Source organism: Wenjunlia vitaminophila DSM 41686 (assembly GCF_000380165.1).
Taxonomy (GTDB): Bacteria; Actinomycetota; Actinomycetes; order Streptomycetales; family Streptomycetaceae; genus Wenjunlia; species Wenjunlia vitaminophila.
On record NZ_KB904666.1, the window covers coordinates 49,153 to 70,751 of the forward strand.

The window sequence follows — 21,599 nt, forward strand, 5'->3', positions numbered from 1 at the left end:
CGAGGAAGGGCGTGGCATGGCGGACGGGACGGCGCGGGGCACTGCCGGATTCCTGCTGGAAATGGGGATGCTCAAGCGGGCCAGGCGGTCCGGCTGGTGGATCGTCGGCGTCAAGGACCCCGAGACCATCGCCGAGCACTCGTTCCGCACCGGCGTGATCGGGGCGGTGCTGGCCATGATGGAGGGCGCGGACCCGGCGAAGGTCGCCCTGCTGTGCCTGTTCCACGACACCCAGGAGACCCGCGTCGGCGACATCCCCCACATCGGCCGCCGCTACCTCGACGCCGCCTCCAACGAGAAGGTCACCGCCGACCAGGTGTCCGCCGCGCACCCCGCCGTGCGGGCGGGCGTCCAGCAGGTCGTCGAGGAGTACGAGAACGGCGAGACCCTCGAGGTGGTCGTCGCCCACGACGCCGACAAGCTCGAATGTCTCGTCCAGGCCGTCGAGTACCGGGAGCAGGGCTACCAGAACGTGCAGGGCTGGATCGACTCCAGCCTCGCCAACCTCAGGACGGCGTCGGCGAGGGAACTCGCCACGGCGGCGCTGGACATGAGCTCCGTGGAGTGGCAGCAGACCTACCTGCGGTGAGCGCGCCCGGCGCCGCGTCACGCCCCTTGACGGCATTCCCCTCCAGGCGGGCGACCGGCTCGCCGATCACTGCCCTCCGGACGCCCCGCCAGCGATAACCTGACGTGCCGATCACATCATCGTGCGACCAGGTAAGAGTTCGGCTGGGCCCGTCCGTGGGACGAGGAGCTGCCCCGGGCCGACCCCTGGGAACCGCGCGGGGCGACGAGGGGTACCGGAGCGATGGCGAACTTAACCGAGGGCGTGGGCACGAGCGGCCGGCGACTGGACGCCGCGGCACTGCTGAAGGACCTGAAGAAGCAGGTCAACGCCCTCGAGGACGACCTGCGTGAACGCAGCGACTCCGTCGAGGAGTACCGCGAGGCACTCACCGCCGAGTACGACCGCGCACGCGCCGCCCAACGCACCGCCGCCACCTACGGCGCCTGGCGCGACGAACGCGTGACGCAGGCCGCCGTGGCATGGGTCCTCGGCTGCGTGTTCGTCCGTTTCTGCGAGGACAACGACCTGATCGAGTTCCCGTTCCTGGCCGGCCCCGGGGACCGGCTCGCCCAGGCGGAGGAACGGCACGAGGCGTTCTTCCGCGACAACCCGTCGCTCAACGACCGGGACTGGCTGATCGCCGCGTTCGACCACCTCATGGGCAGCCACGCCACCGCCGCGGGCCTCTTCGATCGCGCCCACAACCCGCTGTGGGAACTCGACCCGAGCTACGAGACCGCCACCGAACTGCTGAGGTTCTGGCGGAGGAGGGACGCCGACGGCGTCCTCGTCCACGACTTCACCGACCCCGACTGGGACACCCGGTTCCTCGGCGACCTGTACCAGGACCTCAGCGACCACGCCCGGAAGACGTACGCGCTGCTCCAGACCCCCGAGTTCGTCGAGGAGTTCATCCTCGACCTGACGCTCGAGCCCGCGATCGAGGAGTTCGGCCTGGACCCGGTCTGGGAAGGCCCGGACGGCACGGAACGACGCGGCCTGCGCACCATCGACCCGGCCTGCGGCTCGGGCCACTTCCTGCTGGGCATCTTCGCCCGCCTGGTGAAGAAGTGGCGCGACGCCGAGCCGGGCACCGACGACTGGACCATCGTCAGCCGGGCGCTGGAGTCCGTCCACGGCTGCGACAAGAACCCCTTCGCGGCAAGCATCGCCCGCTTCCGGCTCCTGGTCGCCGCCATGCGGGAAGCGGGGGAGCGACGTTTGGCCGACGCCCCGGCTTTCCCGGTGTACGTGGCGGTGGGGGACTCGCTGCTGCACGGGCGGGGGGCGGCGGGGATTCAGGGTGACCTTTTCGTCGAGGAAGAAGGGGAGCGCGCATTCACATATGCCACGGAGGATGTGAAGGAGTATTTTAGTCGAATTGACATGCTGGGGCGTGGGTCGTATCACATTACAGTTGGAAATCCGCCATATATCACGGTAAAGGATAAACGCGAGAACGATAATTATCGTGCAGCCTATGACGCCACGTCAGGCACCTACGCATTGTCGGTCCCCTTTGCGCAGCGCCTCTTCCGTCTTGCGGTTCGCGGGATCGGCGGCGAGTCTGGCGGAGGAGGCTTTGTTGGGCAGATAACCGCCAATTCGTTCATGAAACGGGAGTTCGGGAAAAAGTTAATCGAGGATTTCTTTGTCAATGATGTAGAACTTTCGCACCTGGTTGACACTTCCGGCGCTTACATTCCTGGACACGGGACTCCGACGGTGATATTTGTCGGGCGGAACCAGCTTCCAATCCAAGAGCGGAAAGTGCGAGTCGTTCTCGGCGTCCGTGGCGAACCTAGCCAACCTGATAATCCTGCAAATGGACTGGTGTGGTGTGCGATAACTGGCCAGATCCATAAACCCGGCAGTGAGTCGGAGTGGATTTCCGTCCAAGACCTTCCCGCTAAGGTGTTCTCGACGCACCCCTGGTCCCTCAGTGGCGGGGGAGCGAGAAGAGTCGTTGACGCAATTCTTGAAGGCTGTTCAAAGCTCGATGGCCGGATTGTTCCTCCCATCGGTCGGGCTATCCGGGCTGGCGCGGACGAAGCCTTTGTTCGCCCGCTGCGGGCGACGCTCCCCGTGCGGGCAGATAAGAAAGGTATGCGCCCTCTATTATTGGGAGAAGTAATTCGAGATTGGAGTGCGGAGGCGGAGGTCGGCATCTGGTTTCCGTACGATAAAGCGCTTGCTGGCGGTGGCTTGAAAGCGGAACTCTGGCCTTGGCGTACAGTGCTTGCGGCCCGTCGAACTTTTCAGGGGGACATGGAGGATGCAGGTCTTCAGTGGTGGGAGTATATGCAGTTCACGGCTTCGGCATACCGGGTGCCGTTGTCCATTGTTTTTGCTTTTGTGGCCACCCATAATCACTTTGTTTTGGATCGCGGCGGTAAAGTGTTCAATCGTTCTGCTCCTGTGATCAAACTGCCGGATGGTGCAGGGGAGGATGAACATCTTGAGCTACTCGGGGTGCTGAACTCGTCTACGGCTTGTTTCTGGCTGAAGCAGGTGAGTCAAGCAAAGGGGGGAAGCGGCCTGGGGCGTGGGCTTCAGGATGAGGAGTGGGAGGAGCGCTACGAGTTCACCGGCACGAAGCTCCAAGAGTTCCCGCTTCCGTCACGGCTTCCCCTGGAACTTGGCCGAGCGCTCGACGCGTTGGCGCAGGATCTGACAAGAGCGGAGCCCTCCGCGGTGTTGTCTGAAGGCTTGCCTTCTCGCGCTGCACTCGATGGTGCCCATGCCGACTACATCCGCGTCCGCCAGTCCATGATTGCCCTCCAAGAAGAGCTGGACTGGCAGGTATACGGGCTCTACGGCCTTCTCCGTGAGGACGAGGTCGCCCGCGTGACGGCATCCTCCCCCGACCCCACCACCGTCCCCGAAGTGCAGCTCGGCGAGCGTGCCTTCGAGATTGTTCTTGCCCGCAGGGTGGCACGCGGAGAGACCGAAACCGCGTGGTTCACCCGTCACGGCTCCACCCCCATCACCGAGGTTCCCGCTCACTGGCCGGACTGGTACCGCGACATTGTCCAGGCCAGGATCGACGTCATCGAGAGCCGCAAGGACATCGCGCTCATCGAGCGTCCCGAGTGTAAGCGTCGCTGGTCGGCTGAGCCCTGGGAGAAGAAGGAGAAGGCGGCCCTTCGGACCTGGCTGCTGGACCGGTGCGAGGACGCCAGCCTCTGGTTCGCCCTCCGTGAAGGGGTGCGGCAACCACGAACTCTCACGGTCAGCCAGCTCGCTGACGGACTGCGCGACGACGCCGACATCAACTCCGTGGCGCAGCTCTACGCCGCGGACCACATGGGGAAGCCGGACCTGCCGCTGGCCGGGGTGCTCGCCGAGGTCATCGCCGACGAGCATGTGCCCTACCTGGCCGCCATGCGCTACAAGGACACCGGTCTGCGCAACCGTGAGCAGTGGGAGCACGTCTGGGAGCTTCAGCGCGAGGAGGACCGCACAGGGAAACGGCTCGACATCCCCGTGCCGCCCAAGTACAAGTCGTCGGACTTCCGCAAGCCCTCCTACTGGTCGCATCGCGGCAAGCTGGATGTGCCCAAGGAGCGGTTCATCTCCTACCTGGAGTCGGGGCCTGAGGCTGACCCGACCGTGTTGCTCGGCTGGGCCGGCTGGGATCACAAGGACCAGGCGCAGGCGTTGATCAACCTCATCGTGGACCGTGCCGAGCGGGACGGCTGGAGCACGCACCGGATTGCGCCGTTGCTGGCGGGACTCCAGGAGGTCATGCCCTGGGTTCGGCAGTGGCACGGTGAGTTCGATCCCGAGTGGGAGAGTGTCCCAGCCGATGACTGCGAGGCGTTCCTCGAGGAACAGATGGCCAAGCACCAAGTCAGCCAACGGGATCTGAAGGCGTGGCGGCCTGAGAAGACGACGCGCGGCAGGAAGAAGGCCGTTGTGGAGGTCGAGATGGAGTAATCGGTGCGTTACCGGTAAGGCCGGATGCCTGGTTACGGGCCGACGGGGCACGCCCTATGCCGCTCGTTGGCTATCGCTTCCCCCCCAGCGATGCGCGTAGATTTATCAGTAGGGTAGTTGTCCGCAGGGAGAACCCGGTAGCGGCCACCCCGGTGGCCGCTAAATGGAATCTGTCCTCCATCCGCTCTCCCAAGTCTCCCAGCAGGGCAGGGCTTTTTATGAGAAAGAATAAAAGCGCTGCCACTAGAGCCCCAGAGAAGAGCGCGAAGGCGATTTCAATCGTAATGGCATCGCGCTGTCTCTGGCTGTGCGTTCCCGTGCTCCGTTGTCCACGATCTCCGCTGTCCATGACTTCATCATGTCACCTCGGGTCCGCCTTGGGGACTTTGTGTGCGTCGGCACGGGCAGTCAGGGCACTGATCTCCAGTGCCACGGCGAGTTGGACCCCGAGTTGGAGAGTGTCCCGGCCGCGGTGACGTCGACGAGACCAGCTAACGAGAGGGACCAGGACCCGGTGTGGCGGACAACTCTTTGGATGTCGGCCGAAGAACGAGGCAGCGGGCCGTCCGCTGATCCGGCGGGCGGGTCAGCTACTCCGGTGATTCTGGGGTCCGCAGGACGTCGCTGCCCGTTTTGCCGCGGCTCTGAGCCACGGCTTCAGCCAGCCGTCCTTGAGGAGATCGGTGCGGATGGCTCGGGCGGAGAACACATAGCGATGGCGGTAGGCATCGTGGGCCCAGCGGAATCCAGAGTCGAAGGTGCCCGGACGCGGGGTGTTGTCGTCACCGACCTGGGCGGACCAGATCGTCATCCGCCAACGTGCCTCGCCTATCAGGAGCTGGTAGACGCTCTTGGCCGTCGCGTAATCAGGCATCGGGAAGACGGCGACGGAAACCAGGACGGGAGGGTTGGGACCACCCTGCTCAAGGTAGACACCGGTCATGGCCTCGGTGCAGCCGCAGGCGGTGAGCACGGACACCAGATCGTCAGGGCCCGCCTCTTCACACGGCCGGGGTCCCGCGGCCACCCGGACGTACTCGATATCGAGGTCGTTGACGAACTTCGCGGGCAACAGGGCGTCCGCGGTGAACGGGGTCCGGTCGGTTGTCCTGCTGTTCCACGATCTCTTGTTGATTCCGTTGGGCTCCTGCGGATTCCCGGTGGTGGTCCCGCTGCCCATGGGCCGCAGCATCCCGGCGAGTTCGACGCGCTGCTCGCCGGTCAACCGGTGCACTCGATGGGGCCACGGCCTGGCCGAGGCGGAGACGCGACCGATGAGCTCCCGAAGCTGGTTCAGGTCGGGGCGCTGGGCGGGATCCTTGGCCAGGCACGCCGCGGCGATCGCGCCCAGGCGAGGGGGAAGCCCGGACAGGTCGGCCTCGGTGTACACGACGTTGTGGAGTACGCGCTGGACCGAGGGCCCCGCGAATGGGCTCGAGCCGGTGCAGGCCATGACCAGCACGGCACCGAGCGAGAAGATGTCGCTGGCCGGCGTGATCGTGTCCCCCTCGATCTGCTCGGGAGACATGTAGGCAGGAGAGCCGACGAGCCACCCCGTCTGCGTCATCCTGGTGCTGCCCAAAGCATCGTCGGTGGCCAGCGAGATACCGAAGTCGATCACCCGGACGCCCGCGTCGTTGAGGAAGACGCCCCCTTGGTCAGAGAGAAGAATGTCCAGGTCCGTGGGTCCGCGGGTGAGGAGAATGTTCTCCGGCTTGAGGTCCCGGTGCACCAGGCCGACCTGGTGGATCTCAGCGAGCGCTGTGACCAGACCGTCGGCCAGCCGCAGGGCCGCCTCTTCGGGGAGCGGCTCACCGTCGGCCTCGTTCTCGATCACCTGCTGTAGTGACGGGCCGGCAATGAACGCCGACGCCAGCCACGGTGTGGGCGCGTCCAGGTCGGCTGCGATCACAGGCGCGGTGTAGAGGCCGGGCACCCTGCGCGCCGTGGCGACCTCCCGTCTGAATCGCCCCCTGTGCCGTTCGTCGTCGCGAAGGGCCTCGCGGATCAGTTTGACCGCCACCAGCCGACCGTCCGGGGAGACGCCCAGATAGACGCGGCCCATGCCGCCATGGCCCAGCTCGGCCAGCAACGGGTAGGGTCCGACCTGCCGTGGATCGGAATCCGCCAAGGGCTTCACGCAGCCGCCACCTCCTGGTCCAGATAATGGCGTGCAGCAGGGGCGGTTGGAAAGTCGGGCCCGGCAGAGACTGACGACAGCTCGTGCCAGGGCGATCCGGCAGGGCCTGCGTCGCCGGGGATCCAGGCGGTCGTCCCGGAACGGTCAGACCAGCAACCCAACCGGGTCCGCTGCGGCAGGACCGGCGGTCGGCTACCGGGACTCGGATGCGAATCCTGCGAATGAGTCAGCACCGTTGAAGGCCGCTCCAGCCGGTTCAGGCGTTTCCGGGTACTCGCCACTCGCTACCGAATCTTCATGCAATCGGCTAGTAGGCAGAAGGGTGGGGCTGGAAGTGCCGGCCCCACCCTAGTGCCTCAGCCCAAGCTTGCCGCGAGAACGATGAAATCCTCCCATGCGCTGGGTGAGAACGAGAGGTATGGCCCATTGCTGTTCTTAGAATCTCGCACCTGGACTGCGTCTGAGGCGTACGCCACTTCGATGCACTCGGCGCCCGCTGCCGTGCTGTAGCTGCTCTTTATCCATTCCCTGTCGGTGGTGCCGTTGTCCGAGACCTTGGCCGTCATGTCTCTCCCTGCAACTGCTCGATGTATTCCAGTGACTCCGGTGGCGGCAACGCTTGTGCCCGCAGACTGCCGAGTCTCGAGTGCAGAACCCGCACGTCTTTGCGTTCAGTTACCACGCGACTGAAGTGCTGAACTTCCACGTAGGTGATCATGTCGCCGCATTCGGATTCAAGGAGCAGGATGGAGCCACCTAAGGCTGCGTGGCTGGTCCGCTCCATCGGCATCACCTGGATCTCCACGTGGCGCAACTTCCCGATTTCCAACAGTCGTTCGAGCTGTCCGCGCAGGACCATCTTCCCACCGATGGGTCGCCGTAGCGTCACCTCTTCCAGCACGAAGCTGAGGAACGGGGCGGGGTGCCGGTGCAGGATCTCCTGGCGAGCCATCCGGGCCGCCACGCTCCGCTCGACCGTGTCCTCGCTCAACGTGGGCCGGTGCATCTGGAACAGCGCGCGGGCGTAGTCCTCCGTCTGCAACAACCCGTGGATGACGGTGTCCGCGTACGCCCCCATCTCCACCGCGTCCGCCTCCAGTCGGGCCAGGTCCCGGACCTTCCTCGGGTACCTGGCCCGCGCCACGTCCTCCACGAGGGCCGCCAGGGTGCCGCAGGCGTCCAGGGCCTCGTCGGCGCTGGTGAGGAACTCGGGTTTGGGGATGCGGCGGGCCCGTTCCACGGAGGAGACCTGTTCCGCGCCGTAGCCGATCCTGGCGCCCAGCTCGGCCTGGGTGAGCCCGGCTCGTTCGCGCCAGACGCGCACCAGCTTGCCGACGGTGCGGACGACCTCCGAGATGTCCTCGTCCCATTCCTGCCACTCCTGCCTCTGCTGTGTCTGGGTCTCGTTGTTGGTGGGTTGCCTCTCCTGCTGGTCAGTCATCGCCTGCCACCTCCATGTCCCTCCCGTGTCCAACCCCGCGCCCCCGCCGCACGGCACGGTGCGCAGGCCGGACAACCCGGCCGGTCCGACTGGTCAGGGGTGGGCCGTACCGGTGTCGCCACGGCTCACGGTAGGCACGGTCGGACACGCTGAGTGACATGACGTCCACGATCCCCCCGGACGGGTTGCCGGCCGACGCGCCGTCTCCCGCCCGCTGCGTCCAATCCCTGTTGTCCTCCTGTCCCCGTGGGGCCCGCCGAGCCCGTTGGCTGGCGGTGCGGTGGCTCGAGGAGTGGGGGTGGCCGCCGAGGTGTGTCGCGTCGCAGGACGTGGCGCTGCTGGTGTCGGAGTTGGCGACCAACGCCGTGCTGCACGGTGGGCGCCCCGGTTGGTACTTCGGGCTGCGACTGGCCGTCGCGGACGGCGGGACGACGCTGCTGGTCGAGGTGACCGACGTCGCGCCGGAGCAGGGGCCGACGAACGGGCAGGCGCTCGCCGTGCCCGGTACCGACTCCGAGACCGGGCGCGGAATGTTGCTGGTGGACACGATCGCGGACCGGTGGGGCGTGCGCCACGCGGACCCGTTCACCAAGACCGTCTGGTGCCAACTCGACCTCGGCCGACCCGAACCGTCGGGTCGGTGACCACAGCCCCTAAGCCGCTGCCCGCCGGTCAGGGAGGAGCGCGGCCAGTTCCTCCCGGCCCCGGTTGATCACCTCCCACAGCGCCCGGGGGTCGGCGTCGGGCGGCAGGGGTGCGTCGGCGAGCAGGTCTGCGACGGTGAACGGGCGGAGCAGCCAGCGTTGCAGCGCGCGCCAGTCGGCGGCCCTGGGGTCGGACGGGTCCACGGACCACGGGGCAAGCTCGTACCTGGTGTTGTCGGAGCCGGTGGCGCGGAGCAGGGCGGAGCGGCGGACCAGGCACGGGAAGCACACACCGCAGTTGTCCAGGCGCGGTCCGCCCTTGCGGCGACGGGGTGGTTTGCCGCAGCTCACCGTGGCTTCCAGGTCGGACGGGGACAGGCCGGCGTCGAGCGCGGTCCCGCACACCTCGCCCTTGGTCATGCCGGCCAGCGGGTTGACCACCTGGATCGGGGTGACGTCCGGGCACAGGGTGCGGAGGAGGGCGTTGAGGTGGTGGAGCGTCCACGGGTGTACCGAGCGGGTGGAGCAGGCGCCGCGGCGTGCGGCGGTGAGCGGCGGGTTGACGGAGAGCTGGCCGTTCTCCGGAATGTGGACCTCCGGCGCATCGAGGGCGGCCGCGGCGCGGATCGCGCCGGCGACGTACAGCAGGCCCCGGCTGCGGGAGGAGGGCTCCAGGCGCTGCCCGGAGCCGTCGCCCGTTGGCGTCTGGCTCCACCGCAGCCGGAGCACTTCCCGGCGGCTGCTGAGGTCCTGCACCGAACGGCACACCCGGTCCTGGAGCCGCAGCATGCTGACTTCGCGGAACCGGACCAGGAGCAGGGTGCCGGCGGTGTCCGCGCGGGCACGGGTGGCGGCCCAGGCAAGGGAGTCCAGGCCCCCGGAGAGCAGGATGACCTCCCTGCCCTTCACGGGGAACATGGCGGAAGGGGGCGAGTCCCGTGCGGGGTGGCGACGGAACGAGAGGTCCCACCGGTCCGAGGTGAGGGTGTTCAGCAAGGTGGTGAGGTGGCCGGCGACCTCGGGAGTGTGCCACAGACCCGGTTCGGCGACGGGAACCGACAGGTGGATGTGGCGGGTCCAGCGGTCGAGGCCGGGTTGCCGGCGGACGCGCTTGTCGGCGACGAAGATCGCCCTGGCCACCCGGAACAAGTCCTCCGCCCAGTCGGGGACGCTGTCGGGGAACGTGTACCTGCCGGTGATCCTGTCCTCCTTCTCCTGGAAGGAGTCCGTGCCGACCACGGTCCAGGAGTCGGGGGCCGGCGGCAGGTCCTTCTCGCCGCTCTTCCACCAGACGGCGGCTGTCCGTTCGGTCACGCGACCTCCCCCTCCTCGCCGCCGGGCTCGGTGATCAGGCCGAGCACCCTGTCCACGGCCGTGGGAACCAGCCGGCGGGCGGTCGCCAGCACGCCGGCCCCGGACGCGGCGCCCGCCCCCGGTTCATCGGCCTCCCCGCTCCCGAACGCGCCCCCGACCACGTCCCCGAACGCGTCCCCGACCAAGTCCCCGAATCCGCCCCCGCCCACGGGCCCGACCACCCCCGCAGCCGCCTCGCACGGGTCCGGGACCAGCGGCTCCACCCGCTCGGCGACGAACTCGGCGAACCGGCCGTCGGGGTCGGCGAACCAGCCGACGGCGTCGATGGCCAGCAGTGGGGGCACGGCCAGCGTGATGTGTTCGGCGACCACGGACCGGAGGAACCCGGCCACGGTCTCGGCGAAGAACAGCCGGTAGAGCAGGCACAGGATGTCGGAGGGGAGACCCGGCCCGGCAGGGGCCCGCCCGTCGTTCCGGCCCTCGGCACCATCGGACAGGTCGGCCCGCAACGTGGGGTGGCGTTCGAGTGCCGCACGCCCGGCCGCCAGCGCCGCCGCCCGGGTCACGGCGTCGGCGACCGTTCCCCCGTCGCCTCCGACCTCGGTGGCGAGCCGGGCCAGCAGGGCCTCGGCCGAGGCGGGGCACTGCGTCGCCAGTGAGCCGAGCGTGTCAGTGAGGCGTTCGCCGGCCGCGCGAGCGGCGTCACGCAGGCCGAACGCGGAGGGGTCGTCCCGCAGGGTCTGGTGCAGTGCCCGGAGGTACCTCTCGGCGATCCCGTCGAGCAGCTCCGCGCGGCCCCGGTCACGGTCGGGTCGCCACTGCGTCAGTTGCCGTCGGGCAGTGCTCCACGGGCCGCCGCGAGGCCCTGGCCACGCCGTCGATGTCCCCACCGTGCTTCCCCCTGTCCCCCCGGGCGCACCGTGGGCGCCCTCCCCCCGTCATGGTCATCGCTGGCCCACTGATCCGGGTAGGGCGCGTTTCCGGTCATGATCGCCCAGTGGGGGGCAACCCAGACCCGCCGGAGAAGGCCGGGAACATCCCGGTTCCGCGGGGGTGTCGTCGGGCACGGGGGAGCGCCCCTGTTGACCAAATCCGTTACCACGGACCGGCGATGACGACTGATCAGCCCCTGGCAAGATGGGTTTCGCGTGCCGGCGGCGCGTGCCACGGGCGAACCGGGCCCGCTGCCCCCGCCGGATCGTGCCGACCAGCCACCACGCCGCGGAATCGAGGGAAGTCCGGCCCATGCCCACCAGCGAGCTCTTCCTACGGGATGTCATCGACATCAAGGAGGACGTCCATGCCGGCGACTTCAAGATCGAGCTGTCCGGGGGGTTCTCCGAGTCGGACGCCCGGGTCGCCGAGTACGTGGTCACCGAACAACTCCAGGGGGCGTTCCGGGAAGCGCTCGGTCTGGTGGGCGCCGCGGTGCGCTCGGGGAACTCGCACGCCGCCTACCTCCACGGCTCGTTCGGCGCCGGTAAGAGCCACTTCCTGACCGTGCTGCACGCGGTGCTCAACAACCACCCGGCGGCCCGCGCCAAGCCCAGGCTCCAGGAGGTCATAGCCGCGCACGACGACTGGCTGCGGCACAAGCGGTTCCTCATGGTGCCGTACCACCTCGTCGGCTCCACCGACCTGGACTCGGCGCTGCTCGGCGGCTACGTCCACACCGTGCGGGCCCTGCACCCGGACCGGCCCACGCCGGCCGTCTACCGGGCCGACGCCGCGCTGGACGACGCCAGGCGCCAGCGGGAGTTCCTCGCCGACGACGCCGCGTTCCTGCGCTGGCTAGGGGCGGGGGCGGCGGCCCTGGAGCCGGGGGGCGGGGCGGACGACGAGGACCTCGACGCGAGCCTGGTCCGCGCCGAGACGGCCGTGCCGGACACCGCCGGCTGGACGCCCGCCGACCTGGACCGTGCGTTAGCGGCGCCCGCCGGCGACCCGTACCGCGAGGCGCTGGTGTCGGCGCTGCTGTCCGGGCCCATGTCCGCGTACGCCCGTGGCGCGCGGGGCGACAAGGACGCCTTCGTGCCGCTGGAGAACGGCCTGTCGGTGATCTCCCGGCACGCACGGTCCCTCGGCTACGACGGGATCGTGCTGTTCCTGGACGAGCTGATCCTGTGGCTCCAGGCACACATGGGCGATCAGGACTTCGTCCGCGACCAGGTGCAGCGCCTGGACAAGTTGATCGAGTCCGGGGACGCGGACCGGCCCGTGCCGATCGTCTCGTTCATCTCCAGGCAGCGGGACCTGTCCCAGCTCATCGGCTCGGACGTGGCCGGCGCCGACGTGCAGAACCTCGAACAGCAGGTCGAGTACCTCAGGGGTCGCCTCGACGTGGTGGACCTGGAGGACAGCAACCTCGTCGAGATCATCAAGCACCGGGTGCTGGCGCCCAAACCCGGCATGGAGGCCGTCCGCGACGAGGCGTTCCGGGGGCTGGAGTCGTCCAGGGACGAGGTCCGGCAGGTGCTGTTGGACGCCCACGGCCGCACCGAGGCCACCTGGGACGACTTCCGCACCCTCTACCCGCTCTCCCCGGCCCTGCTGAACGTGCTGGTCGAGCTCTCCGGCGCGCTCCAGCGCGAACGCACCGGCCTGAAGTTGGTGCATGAGCTGCTGCGCCGCCGCCGTGACGACCTGCGCCTCGGCGACCTGATCCCCATCGGCGACCTGTGGGACGTGATCGCGGCCGGCACCGGCGAGGCGTTCACCGCGCGGCTGCGCAAGGAGTCCGAGACCGCGCACCGCTTCCACACCCGGGTGCGGGCCCACCTGCTGGAGAAGTACGGCAGCGAGGACGACCCCCGGTTCCGGGGCGACGACCGGCTGGTCAAGACGCTGCTGCTGGCGGCCCTGGCGCCCAACGTGCCCGCGCTGACCCGGCTCACCGGCGGGCGGCTCGCGGCGCTGAACCACGGCACCATCCGGTCCCGGGTGGGGTCGGCCGGGTCGGTGGCGGTCAAGCGGCTGCGGGAACTCCAGGCCGACTTCGGCGAGCTGCGCAGCGAGGGCGAGAGCGACCCCGTCTTCCACCTGCACCTGTCAGACCTGGACATCGACCCGATCCTGGACGAGGTGCGCAGCGAGGACAACCTCGGGCGCCGACGGCAGTGGATCAAGGACCGGCTGTGGTCGGCTCTGGGCATCGACGGGGCCGAGGCGTTCGTCTGCCAGCGGGAGGTCGTGTGGCGCGGCACCCGGCGCACCGCCGAGTTCGTGTTCGGCAACGTGTGCGACCCGCACCTGCCCGAGGAGCAGTTCCTCCCCGAGACCCCGGGAAACATCCGCTTCGTCATCGACTACCCGTTCGACGAGGAGCGGCGTGGGCCCATGGACGACGTGCGGCGCGTCGAGACCCTCAAACGCGCCGGGACGACCGCCCCCACCGTCGTCTGGCTGCCGCACTTCTTCTCCGAGCAGAAGGCCAACCAGCTCGGCCGCCTGCTGAAGATCAACTACCTGCTGGAGCGGAACCGGCTGGAGGACCACACCGCGACCCGCTCCGCCGACGAACGCGTCCAGATCCGCCACCAACTCAAGGCCCAGAGCGAGAACCTCACCTCACAGCTCACCGCCGTCCTCCAGCAGCTCTACGGGATCAGCAAGCCCGACCCCGGCAGCGTCGGAACGGAAGTCCCCGAGAACCAGCACCTGTGGTCCCTGGAACCCGCCTGCCCCGACCCGCGGCCACAGCCGGGCAAGAGCTTCGAGCAGAACCTGTACGCCCTCGCCGACGCCCTGTTCGGCGCCCTGCACCCCAAGCACCCCGACTTCGACCCGCACCTGAGCCGCAAGGCCGTCACCACCCGCGAGCTGCGCACCGCCCACGAGTGGATCATCCGTGCCCTGGAGGACGGCTCCCGCCGGGCCGTGGTGGACCGCCACCACCTGCCCGTGGTGCGGAAGATCGTGCACGGCCTCGGTCTCGGCGAGGTCCACGACGGGCCGTTGAACGTCGGCACCGAGTGGCGGCTGCGCATCAACCAGAAGGCCGCCGAGGCGAAGGCCGGGCCCGACCTGGCGGTGGAGGACATCCGGCGCTGGATCACCGAACTCGGCTGGACCGGCCTCGACCGCACCGTCGCCAACCTCGTCATCGCCACCTACGCCCTGCTGGACGGCCGCACCTGGGTGTACCAGACGGAGCCCGTCAGCCAACCGCCCGAGCTCGAACGCATCGGCCCCGGCTACGCCCTGCGCGCCGTGGAACTCCCCACCGAGCAGGAGTTCGCCACCGCCCGGGAGCGCGCCGGGAGGATCTTCGGGGTGCCGGTGGCGCCGGCCCTGATCCCCGGGAACGTCAACAGGCTCGCCGACGGCGTGCGGCAGGCCGCCGCCCGCCACCGCGAGGCCGTCGGTGGAGTACGGGCCAGCCTGCGCAAACACACCGACGACCTGGAACTGACCGGCCCGGACACACCCCGGGTGCGCTCCACCCGCGCCGCCGAGGACCTGATCGCCCGGCTGACCCGGACGACCGACGCCACCGCGCTGGTCCGGGAGTTGGCCGCCGTCACCTACGACGTCACCGACCTGGAACTGGCCTCCGCCATCACCCACGCACCCGACCTGCTGCGGGCGCTGGACGACACCAACTGGGCCCTGCTGCGCAGCGTGCGCAGCTTCGCCGGACGGGACGACGGGGTCGGCGACCGCACCGAGCGGCTGCTGACCCTGCTCCGGGAGACCGCCCGCGACCACGAGCAGGCACGCTCCCTGGTCCCCGTCCTGTCGCGCCTCCAGGACGAGACCGTGGCCCTGGTGGCGGAGGTGGCCAGGCTGGCGCAGGTCGCCCAGCCCACCCCACCGCCCTCCACCGCCGTCCCGCCGCCCGCGCCGGCCCCGGACGACGTCCACCTCACCGAGCACGGGCAGCCGGCGGTGTCCTCCGCCGGGACCGTCCCGCCGCGGCCCGCCCCGGAGGACCAGCCGCTCCCCGCCGCGCCGGCCCCCGGCGACCCCGGGCCGGGCGGGTCGCACCTGGTCGGGCCCACCCGGGTCGAGGCCGACTTCGCCACCGTCGTCACCGACCTGCGCAGGGAGATCACCGCCTACCTGGCCGTGCACCCCTCCGCCCGGGTGCAGGTCACCTGGCAGCCGGTCGAGACCGGGACCGACACCGGGGACGCCGCGAGGAGCGAGGAGGAGACGCAGTGACGGCCGCCGCGGCACCACCGGTGGGCCGCCGCACCATCGAGGCGCTGCTCGACACCCACGCCGGCCGGCTCGGCGACCGGCGGCTGATGCTGGTCCACGGGCACTACCCGCCGACGGCGGCGCCGGAGTTCACCGTCCGGGTCGGCGAGGAGACCCGGCGGGTCCACGTGGTGGACCGGTCCTCCATCCTCGGCATCCTCCAGGCGTGGCACGACCACCAGGCCGCCACCGAGGGCAGCCGCGACCTGCTCGTCGTCACCACGGCCGTGGACGACGCCCAACTCGGCTGGGACATCCGCGGCCACGCCGTGCGGCGGCGCACCCTCACCGTGGACAAGGTCGAGATCGTCAAGCAGCGTTTCGGGGCCGCCGAACTCGACCTGCGGATGCACCACGAGACGTGGCTGCTCGACGCGCTGGTGGACGCGGAGCCCAGCGGCGGCTGGCCCCGCGTCGGCGCCGTGCTCACCAGGGACGCCGCCATGCGGTCACTGCTCACCGCCAGGCTCGGCCTCGGGGACCCCGAGGGCACCGACGCCGCCGGGCGGAACGGCGCCCCAGACGCCGGCAGCCTGCTGGCCTGGTCCCGAACCGCCGCCGGGCCGCACACGTACGCGGGACTTCCCGTCAGGGAACGCCACGAACTGAAGAAGTGGCTCAGCCAGACCGCGGGCCCCGCCGCGTCCGTGCTGATGTCCCTGGCCGAAGCCGGACGGGCCGCCGACGCCGTGCCGCTCGGCCTGCTCGGCGGCGTCCTGCGCGACCCCGCGGCCAGCCCCGACACGGCCCTCGCCGTGGGCGGACTGCTCGGGCAGGTCATGCCGAGCCGCGGCGAACTCGCCGCGTTCACCGAGGCCGTCGAGGGCACCCTCACCCGGTGGATCGGCCAGGCCCAGAACCACGACGCCGCGAGGCAGCAGGTGTTCGCGGTGATCGAGCGGGCCGAGCGGCTGGCCGCCGACGCCGGCCTCACCCCCCACCTGCGGGCCAACCGCTTCCTGCGCTCCAGCTTCGCCACCCAGCTCCGGGGGGTGGCCGCCGCCGCCCGGCGCAGCCCCGGCGAGGCCGAGTCCGCCCTCGCCGACCTGGCCGGGCACGCACTGGCCCGGCTGTACCCGCGGCGGGTCGCGGTCGCCGAGATGGCCGTGCGGGTGGCCCGCTGGCTCGCCCAGCCCGAGCCCCGGGTGACGTCGGTGGCGGACGGGGTCCGCGCACACCTCGCCGACTGGGGCTGGGTGGACCGTGCCCTGACCGTGCTGTGGGCCGGCGACCCCGACGGGGACCCGGCCACCACAGGTCGCGACCTGCGCGCCCTGTACGACGCGGCCCGAGCCCGCCGGGAGGCCCTGGACGAGGAGTTCGCACGCCGGCTCGCCGGCTGGACGGCCACCGCCACCGCCCAGCACCCCGGGGGCGCCCTGGTCGTCGAGAACGTCCTCGGCCACGCCGTCCGGCCGCTGCTCGGCGACGACACCCCCGCCCCGCTGCTGGTGGTGCTGGACGGGATGAGCGCCGCGGTCGCCGTCCAACTCGGCGAGGAGATCGAACGGGAGGGCTGGACCGAGGCGGTGCCCACACCCGAACGGGGACGTGCGCCGGCCCGTTCCGCGGCCGTCGCCATGCTGCCCTCCGTCACCGCCGTCAGCCGCGCCTCGTTGCTCACCGGCACCGCCGTCAAGGGCGGCCAGACCGTCGAGACCAACGGCTTCACGACGTTCTTCCGGCGGCTGCGCAGGGAGGCCACGCTCTTCCACAAGGCTTCCATAGCGGGACCGGCCGGGCACTTCCTCGCCGAGGAGGTCATGGTCGCCCTCGCCTCCGACGCGGTCGTCGGTGTGGTGCTCAACACCATCGACGACGCCCTCGACAAGGGCCAGGAGGGTCCCCGCACCCGGTGGACCCTGGACTCGGTCACCTACCTGCGTGAGCTGCTGGCGGCGGCGAAGGCGTACGGGCGGCCCGTCGTGCTCGTCGCCGACCACGGGCACGTGCTGGACCGCGGCAGCGACCGGACCGACGCCACGGGAGTCGACGGAGCCGCCCGCTGGCGCACCGGCGAGCCGGGCGACGGCGAGGTGCTGCTCCGCGGACCGCGCGTCCTGGAAGGTGGCGGCACCATCGTCGCCCCCTGGCGCGAGGACATCCGCTACACCGGACGCAGGGCCGGGTACCACGGGGGCACCACCCCTGCCGAGGTCACGGTTCCCCTGCTGGTCCTGGTCCCCTCCCGGGAGACGGTCCCGAAGAACTGGGTGCCGCTGCCCAGGGAAGCCGTCACCCCCGACTGGTGGAACGCCTCCACCACCCGGCTCGGGGCCGAGCCACCCGCTTCCGAGCCACCCGCTTCCGAGCCCCCGCCGACCGGCGCCCAGGTGACCGAACCGCCCATCGGCGACGGACCCGTTCCCCAGCCCGCGGCGACACGGCCCTCGACCCGGGCCACCACCCCCGAGGAACACGCCGGGACCTCGACGACGCCCAACGCACCCGAGCCGTGCGGAACCACCGCGGCGCACGTCCCGTCTGACGGCGCCTCCGCCGCCCCGGCCGCCGCCGCACCCCCCAGCCTCGGCACGCGCGTGGTCACCAGCGAGATCTACCAGGCGCACCGCAGGCACGTGCGCAAGCCCCCGGAGCCCGAGGTCGTCGCCGCCGTCGTGGACGCCCTCACCGCGGCTGGCGGCACCATGTCCCCCGCCGCGCTCGTCGCCGCGGTCCTCCCCGCGGGACGGGCCCGGCGCAGCATCGACGGGTTCATCGCCACCGTGCAGCGGCTGCTCAACGTCGAGGGGTACCCGGTCCTCGGCCTCGTGGACTCCGGGCACACCGTCAAGCTCGACGTCCGCCTGCTGACCGAGCAGTTCGAGGTGCCGGAGGACCAGCCATGACCCCCCTGTCCGAGGTGAGCGCGGCCCGGCGCCGCGAAGTCATCGACGCGCTGCGACGCGGCACCGTGCCCCGGTCCGGCCTCGACCTGTTCGCCGTCGGACTCGACCGGTTCGCCCCGGCGCTCGACGACGACCTGACCGCGGTCGCCGGCGGCGGCACCGCCTTCCACGCCATCCGGGGCGAGTACGGCTCCGGCAAGACCTTCTTCGCCCGCTGGCTCGCCGAACGCGCCAAGCGGGCCGGCCTCGCCGCCGCCGAGGTGCAGATCTCCGAGACCGAGACGCCGCTGCACCGCCTGGAAACCGTGTACCGCCGCCTCACCGAACGGCTCACCACCGCCACCCACCAGCCCAGCGCCCTGCGCGCCGTCATCGACTCGTGGCTCTACACCCTGGAGGAGGACGTACTCGACGCCGGCGACACCGACGAGAACGACGACGACGCCCTGGCCGCGGCGGTGGACACCCTGATGGAACGCCGGCTCGCCGAGGTCGCGAGGAACACCCCGTCCTTCGCCGCCGCGCTGCGCGGCTACCGGCGGGCCGTCGTCACGGGAGACCCGGCCACCGCGGAGGCACTCGTCGCCTGGCTGGGCGGGCAGCGGTCCGTCGCCTCCTCGGCGCGCCGCGCCGCCGGGGTCCGGGGCGACCTCGACCACTTCGCCGCGCTCGGCTTCCTCCAGGGACTGCTCGCGGTGCTACGCGACTGCGGCCACCCAGGACTGCTCCTGGTCCTCGACGAGACCGAAACGTTGCAACGGGTCCGCACCGACGTCCGCGAGAAGGGACTCAACGCCCTCCGCCAACTCCTCGACGAACTCGACGCGGGACGCTTCCCCGGCCTGTTCCTGGTCATCACCGGCACCCCGGCGTTCTACGACGGGCAGCAGGGCGTCCAGCGGCTCCCGCCGCTCGCCCAACGCCTCGCCACCGACTTCACCACCGACCCGCGCTTCGACTCGCCCCGCGCCGTGCAACTGCGCCTGCCCGGCTTCGACCCCGACGGCCTGGTGGAACTCGGCCGCAGGGTGCGCGAGCTCTACGCGGCGACCGCCCGGGAACCCGGGCGCGTCGCGGAACGCGTCGACGACGCCTACCTCGCCCAGCTCGGCACCGCGGTCACCGGCGGACTGGGCGGGAAGGTGGGCGTCGCCCCACGGCTCTACCTGCGCAAACTCGTCGCCGACATCCTCGACCGGGTCGACGAGTTCGACGACTTCGACCCGCGTGCGCACTACGCCCTGACCGTTTCCCCGGCAGAACTGACCGACGTGGAACGCAACGCCGCGGCCACCGCCGACGACGTTGACCTGGAACTGCCGTGAGCGGCATCGACGACCTCGACCCCGCCCTCGTCCACCACATCGTCAACACCCTCGGCTGGAGCGCCCTGCGCCCACTCCAGCAGGCGGCGATCGAGCCGCTGCTCGCCGGCGAGGACGCGATCCTGCTGGCGCCCACCGCGGCCGGCAAGACGGAGGCCGCCTCGTTCCCGCTGCTGTCGGCGATGGCGGCGCAGCGGTGGACCGGAACGTCCGTGCTGTACGTCTGTCCGCTCAAGGCCCTGCTGAACAACCTGCTGCCCCGCCTCGAGACGTACACCGCGTGGCTGGGTCGCACCGCGGCGCTCTGGCACGGCGACGTCACCACCACCCGCCGCAGACGCATCCTCACCGAGCGCCCCGACGTCCTGCTCACCACACCCGAGTCGCTGGAATCGATGCTGGTGAGCGCGAACGTGGACCACACGGCCTTCTTCTCCGGCCTGCGCGCGGTGGTCATCGACGAAGTCCACGCCTTCGCCGGCGACGACCGGGGCTGGCACCTGCTGGCCGTGTTGGAACGCCTGCAACGCGTCGTGGACCGCCCCGTGCAGCGCGTCGGCCTGTCCGCCACCATCGGTAACCCCGAGGAGCTGCTGCGCTGGCTCCAGGGATCGGGCGCGGGCAGCCGGCCCGCCCGCGTCGTCGCACCCCGGCCCGAACAACCGCCGCCGGCTCCCGCGCCCGGCCCCCCACCCGGCGACATCCAACTCGACTACGTCGGCTCCGCCGACAACGCGGCCACGGTGATCGCCGCGTTGCACCGGGGGGAGAAACGCCTGGTCTTCTGCGAGTCCCGGAAGCTCGTCGAGGAACTGGGTGAGAAGCTCCGCGCCAGGGGCGTCACCACGTTCCTCTCCCACGCCTCCCTCTCCGTTGACCAGCGACGCCGCGCGGAGGAGGCGTTCGCCGAGGCCAGGGACTGCGTCATCGTGTCCACCAGCACCCTGGAACTCGGCATCGACGTCGGCGACCTGGACCGGGTGATCCAGATCGACGCGCCCACCACCGTCGCCTCCTTCCTGCAACGGCTCGGCCGCACCGGCCGCAGACCCGGCACCCTCCGCAACTGCCTCTTCCTCGCCCTCGACGACGGCGGTCTCACGGGCGCGGCGGCCGTGCTGCTCCAGTGGTCACGAGGCTGGGTGGAACCCGTCGTCGCCCCGCCCGAACCACGCCACATCGTCGCCCAGCAACTCCTCGCCCTGTGCCTCCAGGAACACCGTGTGGGCGACCGGCTGTGGCAGGAGTGGTGGAACGGGCTCGGACCGTTCGGCCGCGGCGCGGAGCCCGTCGTCCGGTACCTGGTGCGCGAGGGCTTCCTGGAGCAGGACGGCGGTCAACTGTTCGTCGGCCCCGAGGCGGAACGTCGTTTCGGACACCGCCACTTCATGCGCCTCACCGCCGTGTTCACCGCCCCACCGCAGTTCACGGTCCTGCACGGGCGCAACGAGATCGGCAGGACCGACCCCGACCTGCTCACCGAGGAGATCGAGGGCCCCCGCAGGCTCCTCCTCGCCGGCCGCAGTTGGCAGGTCACGTACATCGACTGGCAGCGCAGACGCTGCTTCGTCGAACCGGTCGACGGCGGAGGCAAGGCCAAGTGGACCGGCGCCGGCCACCTGCGGGGCACCTCGTTCGAACTCACCCGCGCCGTACGTGAGGTGCTGCTCGGCGCCGACCCGCCCGTCACCCTCACCGGACGTGCGTCCACCCGCTTGACCACGGTGCGGGACCACTACCTCCCCCTGGTCCACCCCGGCGGCACCGTCATCACCCGCGGCACCGGTGGGTACCCGCGCTGGTGGACCTGGGCCGGGTACCGTGCCAACGCCACCCTCGCCTCCACCCTCGCCGAGGTCGTCGTCCCCGGTCAGCGGTGCGACGACGTCGGGATCAGGCTGCGTGACGACCTGACACCCGAGACCTGGAAACGGCTCGTGGCCGGCGCGACGGACCGCCTGTGCCTACCGGACGTGGACAAACGCGCCGTCCGGGGTCTGAAGTTCGCCGAGGCCCTGCCCCCCCGCCTGGCCCACGCCACCCTCGCCCACCGTCTCGCCGACCTCCCGGCCGCCCGCACCGTCCTGACCGAGCCGGTCAGGTTCCTGCACGACGTGGGGTGACGCACCGGTTTCAGCAGCCAACAGCCAACAGCCAGCAACTCAGCGTCTCCC

Annotated in this window: 13 protein-coding genes; 7 read left to right on the forward strand and 6 right to left on the reverse strand. The window is 70.5% G+C overall.

Translation table 11 applies throughout. The features are described from left to right. Positions 1-16 precede the first annotated feature (16 nt). Both A3IG_RS0112475 and pglX read left to right on the forward strand, forming a co-directional pair. Positions 17-589: an HD domain-containing protein gene (locus A3IG_RS0112475; RefSeq protein WP_018383899.1), complete on the forward strand. Its 573-nt coding sequence runs from the start codon at positions 17-19 to the stop codon at positions 587-589. Between the two features lie 222 nt (positions 590-811). After that, entirely contained in the window at positions 812-4,510 is a 3,699-nt protein-coding gene (gene pglX / locus A3IG_RS0112480) for a BREX-2 system adenine-specific DNA-methyltransferase PglX (protein ID WP_018383900.1), read from the forward strand. 70 nt (positions 4,511-4,580) lie between these two features. Here pglX and A3IG_RS35185 read toward each other — a convergent pair whose 3' ends face one another. The 4 genes from A3IG_RS35185 to A3IG_RS0112495 form a co-directional block, all read right to left on the reverse strand. Continuing rightward, entirely contained in the window at positions 4,581-4,859 is a 279-nt protein-coding gene (locus tag A3IG_RS35185) for a DUF6332 family protein (protein WP_236719171.1), read from the reverse strand. A gap of 237 nt (positions 4,860-5,096) precedes the next feature. Beyond that, positions 5,097-6,650 (reverse strand): serine/threonine-protein kinase, encoded by a 1,554-nt coding sequence (locus A3IG_RS31890; protein WP_051087475.1) that lies wholly within the window; start codon positions 6,648-6,650, stop codon positions 5,097-5,099. Between the two features lie 356 nt (positions 6,651-7,006). Further along, positions 7,007-7,216, reverse strand: a complete 210-nt coding sequence (locus A3IG_RS0112490; protein ID WP_018383901.1) for a DUF397 domain-containing protein — start codon at positions 7,214-7,216, stop codon at positions 7,007-7,009. Next, a complete protein-coding gene (locus A3IG_RS0112495) occupies positions 7,213-8,091 on the reverse strand; it encodes a helix-turn-helix domain-containing protein (protein WP_018383902.1) in 879 nt (292 codons plus the stop codon). Before A3IG_RS0112495 ends, A3IG_RS0112490 begins: the two co-directional genes overlap by 4 nt. Before the next feature lie 158 nt (positions 8,092-8,249). Here A3IG_RS0112495 and A3IG_RS0112500 point away from each other — a divergent pair, with 158 nt between their 5' ends. Further along, positions 8,250-8,735: an ATP-binding protein gene (locus A3IG_RS0112500; RefSeq protein WP_026220202.1), complete on the forward strand. Its 486-nt coding sequence runs from the start codon at positions 8,250-8,252 to the stop codon at positions 8,733-8,735. Positions 8,736-8,744: 9 nt separating this feature from the next. On the opposite strand, the gene A3IG_RS0112505 is transcribed toward A3IG_RS0112500, so the two are convergent. Both A3IG_RS0112505 and A3IG_RS34220 read right to left on the reverse strand, forming a co-directional pair. Beyond that, positions 8,745-10,049, reverse strand: a complete 1,305-nt coding sequence (locus tag A3IG_RS0112505; protein WP_018383904.1) for a 7-cyano-7-deazaguanine synthase — start codon at positions 10,047-10,049, stop codon at positions 8,745-8,747. After that, on the reverse strand, positions 10,046-10,939 hold the full coding sequence (locus tag A3IG_RS34220) for a hypothetical protein (RefSeq protein WP_018383905.1): 894 nt from the start codon (positions 10,937-10,939) through the stop codon (positions 10,046-10,048). Before A3IG_RS34220 ends, A3IG_RS0112505 begins: the two co-directional genes overlap by 4 nt. Before the next feature lie 355 nt (positions 10,940-11,294). On the opposite strand from A3IG_RS34220, the gene A3IG_RS0112520 reads away from it, so the two are divergent. The 4 genes from A3IG_RS0112520 to A3IG_RS0112535 are packed head-to-tail and all read left to right on the forward strand — an operon-like array spanning position 11,295 to position 21,548. Then, entirely contained in the window at positions 11,295-15,212 is a 3,918-nt protein-coding gene (locus A3IG_RS0112520) for a hypothetical protein (protein WP_018383906.1), read from the forward strand. Continuing rightward, on the forward strand, positions 15,209-18,100 hold the full coding sequence (pglZ, locus tag A3IG_RS0112525) for a BREX-2 system phosphatase PglZ (RefSeq protein ID WP_018383907.1): 2,892 nt from the start codon (positions 15,209-15,211) through the stop codon (positions 18,098-18,100). The genes A3IG_RS0112520 and pglZ overlap by 4 nt, the downstream gene beginning before the upstream one ends. Next, positions 18,097-19,425 carry a BREX system ATP-binding protein BrxD gene (gene brxD / locus A3IG_RS0112530; RefSeq protein WP_018383908.1) on the forward strand — a complete coding sequence of 443 codons (1,329 nt, stop codon included), beginning with the start codon at positions 18,097-18,099 and terminating at the stop codon, positions 19,423-19,425. Before pglZ ends, brxD begins: the two co-directional genes overlap by 4 nt. After that, a complete protein-coding gene (locus tag A3IG_RS0112535; RefSeq protein WP_018383909.1) occupies positions 19,422-21,548 on the forward strand; it encodes a DEAD/DEAH box helicase in 2,127 nt (708 codons plus the stop codon). Before brxD ends, A3IG_RS0112535 begins: the two co-directional genes overlap by 4 nt. The last annotated feature ends 51 nt before the right edge of the window (positions 21,549-21,599 follow it).

What these genes read in the sequence shown, in the direction of transcription:
- A3IG_RS0112475 (WP_018383899.1), top strand. Translation starts at nt 17, where the DNA reads ATGGCGGACGGGACGGCGCGGGGCACTGCCGGATTCCTGCTGGAAATG.
- pglX (WP_018383900.1), top strand. Translation starts at nt 812, where the DNA reads ATGGCGAACTTAACCGAGGGCGTGGGCACGAGCGGCCGGCGACTGGAC.
- A3IG_RS35185 (WP_236719171.1), bottom strand. Translation starts at nt 4,859, where the DNA reads ATGGACAGCGGAGATCGTGGACAACGGAGCACGGGAACGCACAGCCAG.
- A3IG_RS0112490 (WP_018383901.1), bottom strand. Translation starts at nt 7,216, where the DNA reads ATGACGGCCAAGGTCTCGGACAACGGCACCACCGACAGGGAATGGATA.
- A3IG_RS0112495 (WP_018383902.1), bottom strand. Translation starts at nt 8,091, where the DNA reads ATGACTGACCAGCAGGAGAGGCAACCCACCAACAACGAGACCCAGACA.
- A3IG_RS0112500 (WP_026220202.1), top strand. Translation starts at nt 8,250, where the DNA reads ATGACGTCCACGATCCCCCCGGACGGGTTGCCGGCCGACGCGCCGTCT.
- A3IG_RS0112520 (WP_018383906.1), top strand. Translation starts at nt 11,295, where the DNA reads ATGCCCACCAGCGAGCTCTTCCTACGGGATGTCATCGACATCAAGGAG.
- brxD (WP_018383908.1), top strand. Translation starts at nt 18,097, where the DNA reads ATGACCCCCCTGTCCGAGGTGAGCGCGGCCCGGCGCCGCGAAGTCATC.